The organism is Streptomyces sp. NPDC005728 (assembly GCF_040630895.1).
Lineage (GTDB): Bacteria > Actinomycetota > Actinomycetes > Streptomycetales > Streptomycetaceae > Streptomyces.
In genome coordinates, this window is the sequence record NZ_JBEXYL010000032.1 from 1 (window position 1) to 16,025 (window position 16,025).

At 68.6% G+C, this 16,025-nt stretch carries 13 protein-coding genes and 1 pseudogene; 9 read left to right on the forward strand and 5 right to left on the reverse strand.

Features of this window, described 5'->3' with window-relative positions:
- Positions 1-340, forward strand: a pseudogene (locus ABZ471_RS22140) (hypothetical protein); the annotation flags it as partial.
- Between the two features lie 248 nt (positions 341-588).
- Here the strand turns inward: ABZ471_RS22140 and ABZ471_RS22145 are convergent.
- The 5 genes from ABZ471_RS22145 to ABZ471_RS22165 form a co-directional block, all read right to left on the reverse strand.
- Positions 589-1,035, reverse strand: coding sequence for a hypothetical protein (locus ABZ471_RS22145; RefSeq protein WP_359068497.1), 447 nt, complete (start codon positions 1,033-1,035; stop codon positions 589-591).
- A 10-nt stretch (positions 1,036-1,045) separates the two neighbouring features.
- Complete coding sequence (locus tag ABZ471_RS22150; protein ID WP_359068498.1) at positions 1,046-5,752, reverse strand: putative T7SS-secreted protein; 4,707 nt, start codon at positions 5,750-5,752, stop codon at positions 1,046-1,048.
- The gene (locus tag ABZ471_RS22155) at positions 5,752-6,429 is read right to left on the reverse strand and encodes a hypothetical protein (protein WP_359068499.1); all 678 of its coding nucleotides are present in this window, start codon (positions 6,427-6,429) and stop codon (positions 5,752-5,754) included. Before ABZ471_RS22155 ends, ABZ471_RS22150 begins: the two co-directional genes overlap by 1 nt.
- Entirely contained in the window at positions 6,426-6,923 is a 498-nt protein-coding gene (locus tag ABZ471_RS22160; protein WP_359068500.1) for a hypothetical protein, read from the reverse strand. The genes ABZ471_RS22155 and ABZ471_RS22160 overlap by 4 nt, the downstream gene beginning before the upstream one ends.
- 170 nt (positions 6,924-7,093) lie before the next feature.
- Positions 7,094-8,788 carry a glycoside hydrolase family 18 protein gene (locus ABZ471_RS22165; RefSeq protein WP_359068501.1) on the reverse strand — a complete coding sequence of 565 codons (1,695 nt, stop codon included), beginning with the start codon at positions 8,786-8,788 and terminating at the stop codon, positions 7,094-7,096.
- A gap of 357 nt (positions 8,789-9,145) precedes the next feature.
- Here ABZ471_RS22165 and ABZ471_RS22170 point away from each other — a divergent pair, with 357 nt between their 5' ends.
- Genes ABZ471_RS22170 through ABZ471_RS22205 form a run of 8 tightly spaced genes read left to right on the forward strand, consistent with a single transcriptional unit; the run spans position 9,146 to position 15,954 of the window.
- Positions 9,146-9,973, forward strand: coding sequence for a hypothetical protein (locus ABZ471_RS22170; RefSeq protein ID WP_359068580.1), 828 nt, complete (start codon positions 9,146-9,148; stop codon positions 9,971-9,973).
- A gap of 60 nt (positions 9,974-10,033) precedes the next feature.
- Positions 10,034-10,738, forward strand: a complete 705-nt coding sequence (gene cpaB, locus ABZ471_RS22175) for a Flp pilus assembly protein CpaB (RefSeq protein WP_359068502.1) — start codon at positions 10,034-10,036, stop codon at positions 10,736-10,738.
- Between the two features lie 12 nt (positions 10,739-10,750).
- Positions 10,751-12,001: an AAA family ATPase gene (locus ABZ471_RS22180; protein ID WP_359068503.1), complete on the forward strand. Its 1,251-nt coding sequence runs from the start codon at positions 10,751-10,753 to the stop codon at positions 11,999-12,001.
- Positions 12,002-12,008: 7 nt separating this feature from the next.
- Positions 12,009-12,392 (forward strand): TadE family protein, encoded by a 384-nt coding sequence (locus ABZ471_RS22185; RefSeq protein ID WP_359068504.1) that lies wholly within the window; start codon positions 12,009-12,011, stop codon positions 12,390-12,392.
- Position 12,393: 1 nt separating this feature from the next.
- Positions 12,394-12,744 carry a TadE/TadG family type IV pilus assembly protein gene (locus ABZ471_RS22190; protein WP_359068505.1) on the forward strand — a complete coding sequence of 117 codons (351 nt, stop codon included), beginning with the start codon at positions 12,394-12,396 and terminating at the stop codon, positions 12,742-12,744.
- Positions 12,745-12,763: 19 nt separating this feature from the next.
- On the forward strand, positions 12,764-14,101 hold the full coding sequence (locus tag ABZ471_RS22195; protein WP_359068506.1) for a CpaF family protein: 1,338 nt from the start codon (positions 12,764-12,766) through the stop codon (positions 14,099-14,101).
- A gap of 4 nt (positions 14,102-14,105) precedes the next feature.
- Positions 14,106-15,050 carry a type II secretion system F family protein gene (locus ABZ471_RS22200; RefSeq protein WP_359068507.1) on the forward strand — a complete coding sequence of 315 codons (945 nt, stop codon included), beginning with the start codon at positions 14,106-14,108 and terminating at the stop codon, positions 15,048-15,050.
- 16 nt (positions 15,051-15,066) lie between these two features.
- Positions 15,067-15,954: a DUF5936 domain-containing protein gene (locus ABZ471_RS22205; RefSeq protein ID WP_359068581.1), complete on the forward strand. Its 888-nt coding sequence runs from the start codon at positions 15,067-15,069 to the stop codon at positions 15,952-15,954.
- Positions 15,955-16,025 lie beyond the last annotated feature (71 nt).

The following is a 16,025-nucleotide window of genomic DNA, read 5'->3' on the forward strand; positions in this document are numbered from 1 at the left end:
CGCCGCGGTCTTCGTGCAGTTCGTCGACTCATGCCTGGCCGACCCCCAGGCGAAGCAGATGTGGAGGGATCTGATGACGGCGATCCAGTACTTCTGGCGACACCCCCTGGCCGAGCAAGTACGCGAGGAGGGACGGGAGCAAGGCCGGGAAGAGGGCCGGGCCGAGGCCAAGGCCAAGATGATCCTCCGCGTCCTGGAATGGCGTGACATCCCGGTGCCCAACGATGTCCGCGAGCGGGTGATGGCCTGTACCGACGTAGACCAACTCGAGGCCTGGGCCCAGCGAGCTGTGCACGCGACGGACGCGACGGACGCGGCTGAGTTGTTCGCCGACGGATGACAACCGGGTTTCTCAACGAGACAGTCGCTCACCGACCCGCGGACCAATTCGGAGGCCGGAGCCCCTCGCGCTCCTGAGGGGCTGGTCTGTTCTTCGTGAGTTGTGGCCCTCCAATGGGCCACTTCCGTTGGCAGGAAGCATGGCGAACTCTGGATGCCTCTAGCCGCACTCTGTAACCTTCGCTACGGAGCCGACTGCTAAAGGCATGTCTTTTGACTCTCGCAGCCCACTCCTACCCCCCGGCTGTGTCAGTCAGAGTGGCTTGTCGGTAGATGAACCCTCACGCCTTCATCTGAGAACTCGGCAAAGTCGGCGACTGTCAAGGTCAGTGCTTCGTGATGGACGTCGGCGCCACAGAAATATCGAGCACCAGGTGAACCTGAATACAGCAGATCGAGGTCGGCCAGCACTTCCTCTCTGCTGCCGACAAGTGCCTCTCGCTGCGGAGCGTATGCAACCATGATGAATTCATGACGCCCTAGCGGGGTGTCGGTGAATTGGGTGGTCCATTGCGGCTGTGGATCACCTTCTCCGAATGGAATTGCGACGTTAGGAATGTTCCTCCAGTTCAGGCCGCTGGTTCCCCAGGGGAGGTTGTTCAGGTAGTCGAAGAGCTCCTGTGTCTTGCTTGCATCTACTACTCTGCACTGGTGGGTGTTTCGCCATTCCTGTACGAATGCATGTTCGATGCCCATCTTTTCTCCTCTATGTGTGCGGCAAGTGTGCAAGTACCTCGTAATATGCGCGTTTAGCCGCTTCGTGGTCGCCGAACCTGATGATACTGGCCCCATACCTCCAGCCATCACTTCGCTTTGGTCCATTCCTTTCCCACCAGTTGACGTGAAATGCCTTTTCTTTATTTTCGACATCGAGGTCCACACGCCAGCCGCGCATACCGTCCGGGCTCTGCATGCCTGTTACTCGCCCCGCGTGTGGGCCAATCTCCTGAACGAATGGGATTGCGTCGTCCCCCAGTCCAGCCTGCGAGCGAGCATAGTCACGGGCCTCGTTGTAGGTGTCGTGATAAGAAAGCTCTTCCTTGCTCTTCCGTTCTTCCCCGTCTTTATCCTTGCATTTAGGGGCGAGGCCGAGCGCGTCCGTCCAGGCGAGGGGGTTGAACACATAGGTGGTCGGATTGGATGCGGGAGCGAGGCCAAGGGGATCAGGAGACAGGTATCTGGCCGTCTCGGGGTCGTAGTGACGGAAGTAGTTGTAATGGAGCCCGGTTTCCGGGTCGTAGTACTGGCCCGGGAAGCGCAGCGGTGTGTACGCCGTGCTGTCGGCCGCCCATGCTGTCGTACCCCACAGGGTGCTACGCGTGCGCCAAGCAATGTCGCCCTGCTCGTCGATGAGTTCTCTGGGAGTGCCGACCAGGTCTGTGACGATGGCGAAGAAGCGGGAGTCGATCTCGTCCTCAGGTGCATCGGCCGCTGTGATGCGCTCCGTTTGGGCCAGGGGACGTAGGCCCTGGTGGTCCCAAGTGAGGGTGACTGGGTTCGGAAGGTCGGGGGACGTGCTGGTCTGCTCACAGAGGGTCGTGCCGTCCCAGGTGAAGTCGACCCCCTCTACGACCGTCTCGCCGTCCGCTGACAGGCGAAGCTTCGCCGTGCGGCGGCCCAGTGGGTCGTAGGTATAGCACCAGCGCGTGCCGTCCGGTGTCACCACTGACGTCAGGCGGTCCTCGGCGTCCCACTCGTAGCGCCAGGTGTCCGGCTTGCGGGACAGGCGGGGCTTCTGGCGGAGAGTGATGCGGCCGAGGGCGTCGTGTTCGTAGCGGACGTTGCCCGCTCGGGTGATGCGCGTGCCGGTGTAGGTACGCGGACCGACTGCCTCCTGACCTGGGTGGTCCATCGGCCAGGCGGCCTGAGTCTGGTTGCCCGCCTCATCGTAGGCGTAGCTCTCCGTCCAGCCGGCCGCGTGGACCGCCGTCACCCGGCCCGTTGCGTCCAGGCCGAAGCGGCGGCTGCCTGCTAGCTGGTCGTCGACACCGATCAGGTTGCCGTCGGCGCGGTAGCTGTACACCCGGCGTTGCACAGTCCGGCCTGCGGTATCCGTTACCGACTGGAGTGTCAGACGGCCCAGGGGATCGAAGGTGTGCTCCAGCGCCATCGTTCCGCCGATGCGGCGGGACACTTCGCGGCCTGCCTCGTCATAGGTGAAGTCGATGGCGCGGCCCGACGTGACCATGCCGGTGCGGCGGCCCACAATGTCGTACGACCAGGTCGTCGTAGCACCGGTGGGGGTCGTGCGCCCTGTACGACGGCCCAGTGCGTCGTACCTGTAGCTCAGCGTGCGGCCGTTGACCGTTTCTGAGTGCAGGCGCCCGAAGCGATCGCGCAGAAGCGTGAGTGTCGTACCGTCCGGGCCGGTGGCCTGGGCGAGTTGGTCGGTGAGGTCGTAGGCGTACGTCGTGACCTGGCCGGCCGCGTTCTTACGGGTCACGTGGCCGAGTTCGTTGCGCTCGAAGGACAGGACCTCGCCAAGGACGTTTCTGCGTGAGGTGAGGCGGCCTGCCGCGTCATGCGTGTAGGTGAGGGTGCGGTCGTCGAAGTCGGCCTCCATGACCAAGCGGCCTGCCGCGTCGTACTCGTACGTCCACGTGAAGCCCTGCGGATTGGTGACTTTTGTCAGACGCAGTTCGCTGTCGTGGTCGAACTCGTAGCGCACGCCGTCCGGGCCAGTGCGGGCTGTCAGCAGGTCGAAGTGGGTGTACTCGAAGTGGGTGACGCCGCCGATGGGGTCGGTGTGGCTGGTGCAATTGCCCTCGCCGTCGTACGTCCAGGATTCGGTCGTGCCGTCGGGGGCGGCGTGGTGGGCCAGGTGACCCTCGACGGTCCATGACAGGTGGGTCGTGGCGCCGATGGGATCCGTGATCGCGGTCGGGCGGCCGAAGGCGTCCCGCTCGTAGCGGGTGGTCGCGCCAAGCGGGTTCGTCGCCCCCAGGGGGAGACCGGAGCGGTCGCAGGCCACGGTTGTTGTGTGGCCGAGCGGGGTGGTCACGGAAGACAGGTGGCCCGCCTCCGTGTAGGTGAAGCGGGTGGTCTGGCCCGCAAGGTTCGTCACCGAGGTGCGGTTACCTCGCTCGTCGTACGTCTGGCGTACGACCGTGCCGTCCGGATTCACCACCTTCACTGGCAGGCCGAGTTCGTTGTACTCCGCTCGCGCCTCGCGGCCGTCCGGTCGGACCACCCTAGTGGCGTTGCCCGCCTCGTCGTACTCAAATGTCGTCGTGTGGCCCAGCGGGTCCGTCTGGGACAGCAGGCGGTTGTAGCGGTCACGCCGGTATCTCGTTTCGGCGCCGAGCGCGTCGATAACGGCCACCACTTGCCAGGCGTCGTTGACCTGGTAGCGGCTGCTGTGGCCTTCGCCGTTGATCGCCGTGGTCACGCGCAGGCCCGTCTCCAGGTCCGGTTCCCCGTAGGAAAAGCGCGTTGCCATGTGGCCCGCGGAGCCTGTCTGGGCTATGCAGCGGTCCTGGTCGTCGTACTCGTACACATAGCTGCGGTCGTTCGTGTCCGTCCAGGACGTGACCCGGCCCGAGTCGTCGTAGGTGAAGTGGAGGGGCAGTCCCGAGGCGTTGATGACCTCTGTGAGGTTGCCCTCCGAATAGCCGAAGCGTTTCAGCTCCTGGCCGGTCGCCGTCAGGTGGTAGGCCGTTACGCGGCCCGAGTGCGTGCTGATACGGACGCCCTGGCCGGCGCTCGTCACTGCGGCCAGCGGGGTGCCGTCCTCGTCGTACTCGAACGTGGTCCAGTTGCCGTTGCGGTCGTCAATCTGTTCCAGAACGGCCAGGTTTTCGCCACGGTCGGCGAAGTGCCAGGTGCGGAGCGTGCCCGGGTCCGTGATCGTGTAGCCGTCGGCCACGCGGTCCAAGGGCCAGCGGGGGCCGTGGGACGGGAGAGTGGGCAGCCCGGGGGCCGGGTGAGGGTACGCCAGGAGCAGGCTGTCCTCCGTGACGAAGACGACCCCCTCGGCGTCGATCTCCAGACGCTGGTCCAACGTGGAGGACCAGGACGGGCCGAACCAGCGCCCCAGGCGGTAGCCGGACTCCGCGCGCCGCTTCAGGATCAGGGGAAGCACCCCCGGGAGGGTGACGTCGGTCTGCGGCAGGAACATCTTGCCGGAGGCCACGTCGACCGGGTCGCCGCACTCTTCTACGCAGTCTTCCTGGCGCGAGGGCTGCTCCGGGCCCTCGTTCACCTTTTCCCGAGCGGTGCCCTTGCCCGGGGTCTCGGCTTCCGCCTGTCCCTCGCGCTTCGCCGCCGCCCTTGCCGCGTCCCTCGCCGCCGTGCTCTCCGCGGACGCAGCCCGCACCCCGTTCGCCTCCATCCCCACTCCGCCGGTCAGAGCCTGGGGAGCAAGCTGTCCGAAGAACTCGGACGGGTCCTTGGCGAAGTCGGCCAGGTTCTGCTTCAGGGCCTGTTCCGGATGCGTGGCGCTGGAGACGAGGCCGTTCAGGATCATGGCCTGGCGTTTCAGGGCGTCGGCGGGGTGGGTGAGGTTGTACGGGTTCAGCGGGTTGGCGAGGAGAGCCGTGCTCACCATGCCCGTCGTGGCCTTGACGACGCCGCCGCCGAAGTGGAGCGCCTCGGTGTTGAAGGCGTCGAAGCCATCGGCCGCGTCCACCTTGAGCTGGGCCAGCGGGGGCGGCTCGACGGGGGCGTGGGCCAGGGCCGTTTCGACGGCCTTGGCGGCGGTGTCGGCAGCGGCGTTGCGCTGCTTGCGGGCCTCGTTCAGAACCTCGTCTGCCCGTTTGAGGGAGGCGTCACCGGGGTCGTCGAAATCGCCGGGGGCCGGACCGGGGTCCTTGTCGCCCGAAGCGACAGCGGACTTGTAGGCATCGGCACGCCTGTCGTAAGTGGCCTTCGCCTTCTCGGAGGCCGCCTTGCCCGCCTTGTACACGTCGATCGCGTCCTTGGCCTGCTTCTGCGCCCAGGTGACCGTCTCCGCGTACGTCTCGAGGGCGGCTGCGGCCTTGGAGCAGGCGTCCGCCGCGTGCAGCCACTTCACCGGATGCATCGCGAACTTCTTGCGGAACGCTTCCGCCGCCTCGCCCTGCCACTGCGAGGAGTCCAGCTTCCGCATGCCCTGGCCGACGTTGTCGAAGGCCGTGTGGAAGTCCGCCAGGTGCTTGGCGGTGGCCCGGATGTCCTTCGCGTTGCCGTGGATCAGGTCGGTCGGCTCGTCGCTCTCGCCCAGTTGCTTCTCGCCCGGGGTGGCACCCAAGGCCGAGGCAGCCCCATCGCCCCAGTTCTCGACCTTGGCCGCCCAGTCATGGGCACCAACGTTGTCCAAGCCGTCGCCGACGATGTCAGTGCCCTTGTCGATGCCCTCTCCGACGAACTTCTTGCCGGAGTCGATGATGTGCCCGGCACCACCGATGACGTCGTTGGTCAGGTCGCTGAGCCCCATCAGCCCGCACTCCCGTCCTGCTGCTTCTGTCGCTGCTCAGCGACCTTGGCGCGCTCCTCGGGGGACGGGCCCCACATGTCGTCCAGCATGCGGTTGTAGTCGTCGCTGTTCCCGGTCACCCGGTTGAGGTTGTCCACGGTCACGCCCGGCGGCAGTCCCAGCGATCCGGTCATGGCGTCGCGCCCGGCGTCCTTGAAGCCCTGCTTGCTTTCCTCCCACGCGTCCGAGAAGGACTTCCCGCTGTAGTCGGGATGGGCCAGGGCATCCGCGTTGGCCCGGTTCAGCTCGTCCCAGCTCTTCTTCGTGACGTCGTCCTCGGACGCGAACGGATTGCCCGCCACCGAGTTGTAGCCGACCTTCAGCGCACCCCCGACGTACTGGTCCGTCTCGTACAGCGTGCCCGCCGACAGACCCACGCCCTCCGCGAAGGTGTTGCCCTCCGCCACCAGGGCGCGCACACCCCACTCCCAGCGCTCGCAGAACGACTCGAACTTCGACGTCAGGGCCTCGTGGCCCAGCTGGAGTCCGGACAGTTCCAGGTTCGTGAAGCCCCGGCCCACCCCGGCCAGACTGTCGACACCCAGCTCCTTGAGTTCGGCGAGCGTCTGCGTGATGCCCTTCGCGATCTCGTCCAGTCCGGCAGCCCGGATGTCCTTGCCGTCCTCGCCTCCGCTCACCGCGGTGCCTCCCCGTTCCTCACGTCCACGGCTGCCGAGTCCGGCACGATCCCCGCCACCGGCGGGAACAGCGCCCCTTCGTCTCCGTCGGCCGCGTCCAGGGCCACCCCGCACGGCACCCCGACGGCCGGAACCGCAGCGTCCAGCAACCTGGCGCCCAGCACCCGCTGGTACGCCCACTCCCGCTCCTCTTCACCCCTCGCGATCGCGAACCGGGCCAGGGACGACTCGTTGGAGAAGGCCAGGATCCAGCGGATGCCGCCGTAGTCGGCCGTCAGCGGGACCTCGTCCGTGTCGAGGGGCAGCAGTACTGCCGTACGGCGGAACTCGCCCAGCAGCGCGGCGAACTCACGGCGCCTGCGCGCGACGTCCTCTGCCTGGGAAGGAGCAGGAATCTCGCCGGATGCGTCCGCCTCGGCCGTCTCCGCGTACTCGGAAAGCCGCGACCTGCGTATGTGCGCCGCCGAGTCGGCGCCACCCCCGAGTTCAGTCACGCCCGGGATCATCACATCGGCACATTGTCGGATGCAACGCGATACGTCGCACCGCGAGGCGGTCTGGCTGAATTCTCACCCCCGGTGCAACGCGCATACGGCAACGCCCGGGCCCACACGGACCCGGGCGTTCTCACACCGAGAAGTCAGGAAAGCTCAGGAAGCTCCTGCTACGGCATCGCGTGTACATGCGCTCCCACCGAGTTCGACCACGCGTTCCCGGCGGACGCGTCCCAGTTCGTCGACCAGGTCATCGCGCCCCGCAGGTCGGGGTAGGTCTTGGAGGGCTTGAAGGTGCCGCAGCCCGTGCCCTTCGCCAGGCAGTCCAGCGCGTTGTTCACCACCGTGGGGGACACGTACCCGCTGCCTGCCCCGCTGGGCGACGCCGGAAGGCCGAGGCCCACCTGGGACGGGGACAGGCCGCCCTCCAGTTGGATGCAGGCGAGGGCGGTCAGGAAGTCCACCGAGCCCTGGCTGTACACCTTGCCGTCGCAGCCCAGCATGGAACCGCTGTTGTAGTACTGCATGTTGACGACCGTGAGGATGTCCTTGATGTTCAGGGCCGTCTGGAAGTAGGAGTTCGACGTCGACTGCATGTCGATCGTCTGGGGAGCCATCGTGATGACGAGGGACGAGCCCGCCTTCGACGACAGGGAGCGCAGCGCCTGCGTCATGTACGTCGCGTTGAGGCCGTTCTCCAGGTCGATGTCGACGCCGTCGAAGCCGTACGTCTGCATCAGCGAGTAGACCGAGTTCGCGAAGTTCGTCGCCGATGCCGTGTCGTTGATCGACACCGTGCCGTTCTGGCCGCCGATCGAGATGATGACCTTCTTGCCGGCCGCCTGCTTGGCCTTGATGTCCGCCTTGAACTGGTCGACCGTGTAGCCGCCGAGGCCGGCCGAGTCCAGGTTGAACGACACCGCGCCCGGCGTCGAGGTCGCGTCCGCGAAGGCCACCGCGATGATGTCGTACGCGGACGGCACGTTCGAGATCTTCTGGACCGTCGCGCCGTTGTTGAAGTTCTGCCAGTAGCCCGTCACGGCGTGCTTGGGGAGTGCCCCGCCTCCGCCGCCACCCCCGGAGGCGGTCGTGGTGCCCGTCACCGCCGCCGACTTGGTCGACTCGCCAGCCGAGTTCGTGGCCGTGACCTGGAACGAGTACGACGTCGAGGCCGACAGGCCGGTCACCGTCGCCGACGTGCCCGTCACCGCCGTCACCTTCGTGCCGTCGCGGTAGACGTTGTAACCCGTCGCGCCCGACACCGCGGACCACGACAGCGACACCGAGGAGGAGGTCGTACCGGAGACGGAAAGACCGGAAGGAGCGGACGGAACGGTCGGCGCCGGGTCGCCGCCACCGCCCCCGTCGGGGCCGTACACCGAGACGTCGTCCGCGTAGTACGCGGCCTGGCCGTACCAGCCGTGCGTGTACACCGTGACGGATGTCGTCGACGAACCGGTCGTGAACGACGTCGACAGCTGCTTCCAGGACGAGGAGTCCGGCGTCCACGTGGACACGTCCGTGGTGCCCGTGCCCGTCACGCCCAGGTAGGAGTAGCCGCCCTGCACCCACGCGCTCAGCGTGTACGTGGAGTTGGGCTTGACCGCCACCGACTGGGTGCACTGGGCGTTGTCCTGGCCGGCCGGGGTGGCCTTCAGGGCCGAGGAGCCGCCGTGGACGGGGGAGGAGACCGCCGTGCCGCTGCCCGCCGTACAGGTCCAGTTGGCCAGGCCCGACTCGAAGCCGGCGTTCTTGACGTTGTTGACGTCCGCGGCGGACGCGGGAGCGGCGGCGAGGCCCGCCACCGAGAGGGCGAGGGCGGTGGCGGAGGACCACATCGCGATGCGTCCTCTGCGTCTGGGCATACCTGTCACGCGGTCCACTGGTGCCTCCGGTGGGGAGTCTGCGGGGAGAGAGGGGTGAGGGACGGTGGCCACCGCTGGCCTACAAGTTGGTCCAGACCAATTGGGCTGTCAAGAGGTCCAGACCAAATGCATCCTCAGCCCGATGCTCAACCTGTCCGGTTTTGGCGGGACTTGCGCCCAGAGAGTTCCACACGAGCTACACAAACGCTGTTCTCCGGTCATTGGGGCGTGGATACAGTGCTCACGTAGTCACGCAATGAAATCGGCCTGGCCCGTTGGAGTTACCCCGGTGGGCCGAAGGGTGTGAAGAGCGGGGAGCTGCGCGTGCCAACTGCCATTGCCGTGACCAGTGCCGACATGGCGCTGCCGGCGCAGGACGAACGGACCATGCCGGCCGTCGTACTGCGCGACCTCGACCAGCGCCCGCTGGAGCACACCCTCACCGAACTCAACACCCTGACCGAGCAGTACGGGTATGTGGTGGTGCTGTGCTCGCAGGCCACTCCGGAGCCCGTCGTGCGGCGGCTGTACACCCTGCGGTCCCTGCTGGAGAGCGACCGCATAGCCCTGTTCCGGCCCGAACTGCCCCCGCTCGGGATCGCCGTCCTCGCCCGGCAGCTGCGGCAGCTCGCCTCCTGCGACCTGAGCCCCGGCGTGCTCGCCTCCGCCGGGCGGCTGCTCACCCACTACATCCACGCCGGCGCCGTCCTCGGGTCGGTCGCGCGGCTCGACCGGGTGCCGGTCGGGCTCAAGGCCCACGCCAAGTCCTGGGTGCCGGGCAGCCAGTTCGCCGTCGTCGCCCATCCCGAGCCGCAACTCGTCAAGGTCACCCCCGGCGTCACGCTCAAGGGCCCCGAGTTCAGCACCTGGCTGCTCGTCGCCAAGGGGCAGTTGCAGACCGACTGGGTCGCCGGGCTCGCCGAGGCGTGGAGCGCGCACGGACTGCGCGAGTCCCCGCTGCCCGCCGAGTCCCCGCGGTGGTGGGGGACCGGGCGGATGGTCGAGTTCTGCAGCTATCTCGCGGATCTGTCGGTGCTGTACCAACTGGTGACCTCGGTACGGCAGTCCAGTTGCCACTGGTGCGGGATCGACGTCATCGGCGACCGGTGCGTCTTCTGCTCCGCCACCCCACCCGTGTACGAACCCTCGGCCCCACGCGCCCTGGAACAACGAACGCCCGCCTGACCTGCACAGACGCTACTCACATCCCGATCGACCGATTCCCCCAATGAGGTTGCACGGTTCATGAACTCCCGTCAGCGCCGCGGCGTGATAATCCTGATCCTGTCGGTCCTGTGCGCTCTCGGCGCGTTCGCCGGTGTGCTCTCCGTCGTCGACGACGTCCAGTCCAAGGTCGGGCCCGAGGTCAGTGCCTATCGGGTCAGGTACAACGTGAAGCCGTACACCGCGCTGAGCACGGGGCAGTTCGAGAAGATCAAGATGCCCGAGCGGTGGCTGTCCGGCAACGCCGTCACCGACCTCCGGCAGATCCAGGGCAAGATCGCCGTGACCACCCTGCGCGTCGGCTCCCTGCTCCAGACCGACATGATCGTCGACCAGCCCGCCCTGCAGCCCGGTCAGCAGGAGGTCGCCATCATGATCGACGCGGCGACCGGTGTCGCCGGCAAGATCACCCCGGGCTCGCGGGTCAACGTGTACGCCACCTTCGAGGGAAAGAAGGACGGCGACCCCGACCAGTCGAAGATCATCGTCACCAACGCCCGGGTCCTCGACGTCGGCCAGATCACCGCCCTCGACCCCGACCGCGACAAGAGCCAGCAGCCCACCGAGGCCGTCCCCATCACCTTCGCGCTGTCCACCCTCGACGCCCAGCGGATCACCTACGCCGAGTCCTTCGCCCAGCGGGTCCGGCTCGCGCTGGTGGCGCCCGGCAGCGAGACCAGCGTCCCGGACAAGGACCGCACCTACGAACTCGCGACGGACAAGTGAGAGGCGGCCCGCATGCCCACCAGGATCCTCCCGGCCGGCGCGGACCCGGACGCCGTCCGCTCCCTCGTCACGCTGCTCAGCCAGCTCCCCGACGCCGAACCGCAGCCGCCCGTCGGTGACTCCACCCAGCTGGTCGACACCCTCGCCCGCCTCGCCGCCGAGTCCGTGGACGAACTGCCCGAGGTGGTCGTCGTCCATGAGCGGATCGGCCCGGTTCCGGCCCTGGAACTGATCCGCGAGGTCGCCCTGCGCTTCCCGGCCGTCGGCGTCATCCTCGTCACCACCGACACGAGCCCCGGCCTGTTCGCCGCCGCCATGGACTCCGGCGCCCGCGGCCTGGTCGCGCTCCCGCTGTCGTACGAGGAACTCGCCGGCCGCGTCCAGGCCGTCGCCCAGTGGTCCACCGGCGTACGACGTCATCTCGGCCACGGCGGCTCCGATTTGCTCGGCGGCGTCGGCGGTACGGTCGTCACGGTCAGCGGCGCCAAGGGCGGTGTCGGCGCGACGCTCGCCGCGATCCAGCTGGCGCTCGCCGCCCAGGCCTCCGGCCGGCCCGCCGCCCTGGTCGACCTCGACCTCCAGACCGGCGACATCGCCTCCTACCTGGACGTCCAGTTCCGCCGCTCGGTCGTGGACCTCGCCGCCATCACCGACATCTCCCCGCGCGTCCTCGCCGACGCCGTCTTCCGCCACGACACCGGCCTCGCCCTGCTGCTCGCCCCCGGCGAGGGCGAACGCGGCGAGGAGGTCACCGACCGCGCCGCCCGTCAGATCATCAGCGCCCTGCGCTCCCGCTACGAGGTCGTCGTGGTGGACTGCGGGGCCCAGCTCGGCGGGGCCGGTGCCGCGGCCGTCGAAATGGCCGACACCGCCCTGCTGGTGACCACGCCCGACGTGGTCGCCGTACGCGCCGCCAAGCGGACCGTGCGCATGTGGGACCGGCTGCAGATCCGCAAGGCCGAGGAGACCACCGTCGTCGTCAACCGGCACACCCGCGGTACGGAGATCCAGCCCGCGCTCATCCAGCGCATCACCGGCACGGCGCTGGCGCGCACCGCCGTCCCCGCCAACTTCAAGGAGTTGCAGGGAGTCGTGGACGCCGGACGGCTGCACGAACTCGACAGCAGGAGCACGGTGAAGCAGGCCCTGTGGGCGCTCGCCGGGGAGCTGGGGCTGGCGAAGGCGACCGACGGGTCCCATCGCGGCGGCGGCCGGCTGCGCGGCGACCGCGCGCCGGTGAGCCTTCGGCGGCGAAAGGAGTGAGGGGGCGATGAGACGCCTGCGAGGGAACGACCGGGGGCAGGTCAGCATCGAGTTCCTCGGGATGACTCCGCTGATCATCCTGACTCTGGTGCTCATGTGGCAGTGCGTGCTCGTGGGGTACGCCTACACGCTCGCGGGGAATGCTGCCGACGAGGGCGTACGGGCGGGTACGGCGGCGCCTCGGGGGGAGCGGTTCGGCGCGTGCCGGCAGGCCGCTCTGCAACACCTGTCGGGGGCGTGGCGAGGGGGTGCCGAGGTGGACCAGTGCGGCGGGACCGGCTACGTGACCGCGGACGTGGCCCTGAAGGTCCCGGTCCTCTTTCCCGGCTCGATCGACTTCCCCGTCACGGTGCACGGACACGCCGGTGCCGTGGAGGAGGTGAAGCGCTGAGATGCCGTACCGCCGAAGCCGCGACGCGGGCCAGGTCGCCATCGAGTACCTCGGGTTCATACCCGTCCTGCTGATCGTCGGGCTGGCCGGCTTCCAGATCGGGGCGGTCGCCTACGCCGCCGAGCAGGCCGGTACGGCGGCTCGGGCGGGAGCGCGGGCCGCGTCGTTGCGGCAGGACGCGCAGCAGGCGTGTGCCGGCGCGGTCAGCGGCGGGCTCACGGTGCGGTGCGGCGAGACCGGGGGAGGGGACGACTCGGTCACCGTCACCGCCACCGTCTCCATCCCCTCGATCGTCCCGGGCTGGCACTTCGACCCCGCCGAGAAGTCCGCCACCATGCCCCTGGACCACTGACCGAGGAGAAGCGACCCCCATGAGCCTGCGGGCACGCATCAACACTCCGGAGGAGCACGGCAGCCGGGGCGAGGACGGGCATCTCGTCGCCTCCTACCGGGCCAAGCTGCTGGAGGAGATCGACCTCGCGGAGATGAGTTCGCTGGCCGCCGCCGAGCGCCGGGCGCGCCTCGAACGGGTCCTCGGGCACATCATCAGCCGCGAGGGCCCGGTGCTGTCGACGGCCGAACGCTCCCAGCTGATCCGCCGCGTGGTCGACGAGGCACTGGGCCTCGGCATCCTGGAACCGCTCCTCGAGGACGCGTCGATCACCGAGATCATGGTGAACGGCCCGGACGCGATCTTCGTGGAACGCGCCGGCCGGGTCGAGCAGCTGCCGCTCCGCTTCGTCTCGGCGGACCAGCTGATGCAGACCATCGAGCGGATCGTGTCCACGGTCAACCGCCGGGTGGACGAGTCGAACCCGATGGTGGACGCCCGTCTCCCCTCCGGCGAGCGCGTCAACGTCATCATCCCGCCGCTCTCGCTGACCGGCCCCACCCTCACCATCCGCCGCTTCCCGCGCTCCTTCACCCTCCGGGAGCTGACCGGCTTCGGCTCGCTCGACGAACACATGGTGTTCCTGCTGGCGGGACTGGTGCAGGCGAAGTTCAACATCATCGTCTCGGGGGCGACGGGCACGGGGAAGACCACCCTGCTGAACGCGCTCTCGGGCCTGATCCCGGCCCACGAACGCATCATCACCATCGAGGACTCGGCCGAACTCCAGCTCCAGCAGACCCACGTGGTCCGGCTGGAGTCGCGACCGCCGAACGTCGAGGGCAAGGGCCAGGTCACCATCCGCGACCTGGTCCGCAACTCGCTGCGTATGCGGCCCGACCGGATCGTGGTCGGAGAGGTCCGCGGCGGCGAGTCCCTCGACATGCTCCAGGCCATGTCCACGGGCCATGACGGCTCGCTCGCCACGGTCCACGCCAACAGCGCCGAGGACGCGCTCACCCGACTGCAGACCCTCGCCTCCATGTCCGACGTCGAGGTGCCCTTCGTGGCGCTGCACGATCAGATCAACAGCGCCGTCGACGTCCTCGTCCAGCTCACCCGGTTCGCCGACGGTGCCCGCCGCATCACCGAGATCGCACTGCTCGACAGCCACGGCGGCGAGCCGTACCGGCTGGCGACCGTGGCCCGCTTCGACGCCCGGCCCATGACCCCCGACGGCCGCGTGTACGGCGCGTTCCAGTACTTCCCGCTCCCGCGCCGTGCCGCCGACCGCCTCCACATGGCGGGCCAGCCCCTCCCGCAGGCCTTCGGTGTCGCCCACTCCGCGGACCAGCTAGCCACCCGAGAAGCCAGGTAGGACCATGGAACTCCACACCCTCGTCCAGCTCACCACCGGTGTCGCCCTGCTGACCTGCGTCCTGGCCGTCGTCGGAGTGCACACCTACGCCTCGGGCCGGGCCCAGCGCGCCGCCCTGATCGACCGCCTCTCCCACACGGGTCCCGTCGCGGCCTCCGGCCGCCGGCGCCGCTTCCGCAACCTGGACCGCCGACTGCGCCGTACGGCACTGGGCCGGAAGCTGGAGCTGAAACTGGCGGCCACCGGACTGGACGTCACCCCCGGTGAGTTCTTCGCCTACATGCTCGCCGCGGTCGCCGCGCTCTGGCTGATCGGCCAGGCCGCCCTGGCCCCCTTCTTCGGCCCCCTCGCCGGTCTGCTGGGCATCGGGGCAGCGGTGCAGTTCCTCAACTGGCAACGCCAGAAACGCATCGAGCGCTTCATCAACCAACTCCCCGAACTGGCCCGCATCCTGGCCAACGCCACCCAGGCCGGCCTCGCCCTGCGCACCGCGATCGGCATGGCCGCCGAGGAGCTGGAAGCCCCGGCCGGCGAGGAACTGTCCAAAGTGGCCGACCAGTTGGCCATCGGCCACTCGCTGGACGACGCGCTCGGCGAACTGGCCGACCGGCTCCCCTCCCGCGAACTGGTCGTCCTCGTCACGACCCTGATCCTCTCCAACCGCGCCGGCGGCCAGGTCGTCTCCGCCCTGCGCAACCTCACGGAGACCCTGGAGGAACGCAAGGAGACCCGGCGCGAGATCCGCACCCAGCTCTCCCAGGTGACCATGACCTCGTACGCCGTCCCCGTCCTCGGCATCGGCGCCCTGTTCCTGATGAACGGGGTCAAGGACGGCGCCCTGGAACGGATGACCGGCTCGGCGGTCGGCCAGGCCTGCGTGGTCATCGCGTTCGCCATGTACGCAGTCGGCTTCGTGCTCATCCGCCGGATGAGCCGGATCGACGTGTGAGGAGGCTGGCCTGATGGTGGGAATCCTGCTCGCACTGCTGATGGGCCTCGGTGTCTGGGGCGCCTTCGCCGGCATCCGGATGTACCGTGCGGACGCCAGACTCCCCGGTGACCTGGCCGTCGCCCTGGAGGTCGGCGCCACCCGCACCGGCGCCGTGGACTCGGTGATCGACCGCATGGGCATGCGCTACGCCCCCGCGGTGCTGCGCCTGATGGGCCCCCGCCTGGTCACCAGGTACCGCCGCCGGATCGACCTCGCGGGCAACCCCGGCGGCCTGACCATCGACCGCTACGCCGCCCGCCGTGCGGTCTACGGCGTCCTCGGCGGCGTGGGCTGCCTGGTGTTCCTGCTGCGGGGACAGTGGTTCGTAGCCCTCCTCCTGCTGCTCTTCGGCGCGTTCTGGACGGAGGTCGGCATCTGGTCGGCGATCCGTGTCCGCAAGGACGTGATCGAGCGGACGCTGCCGGACTTCCTGGACGTGCTGGCGGTGGTGGTGAGCGCCGGACTGGGCTTCCGCCAGGCCCTCGACCGGGTGGCGTCCCGGTACGAGGGCCCCTGGGCCGACGAACTCCGCATCACCCTGCGCCAGATGGACCTCGGCATGAGCCGCCGCCAGGCCTTCGCGGAACTGCGCCGCCGCAACGACTCCGAGCAGGTGGCCATGTTCGTGACAGCGCTGCAGCAGGGGGAGGAACTGGGCGCCCCGATCGTCGACACCCTCGTCTCCCTGGCCAAGGACATGCGCCGCACGGACGCCCAGAACGCCCGCCGCAAGGCCGCCCGAGCGGTCCCCAAGGCCACACTGATGATCACCACGTTCATGGTCCCAGCGACGATGCTCCTGCTGGGCGCGGGCCTGCTGCTGGGCTCCGGCGTGGACTTCGGCTCGCTCACGGGGGAGTGAGCGGCGGGTGACGGCGATGGGAACGACGCGGCCGGGCAGGCGCCCGGCCCTCCGGGGGACGGCGAGGGGTC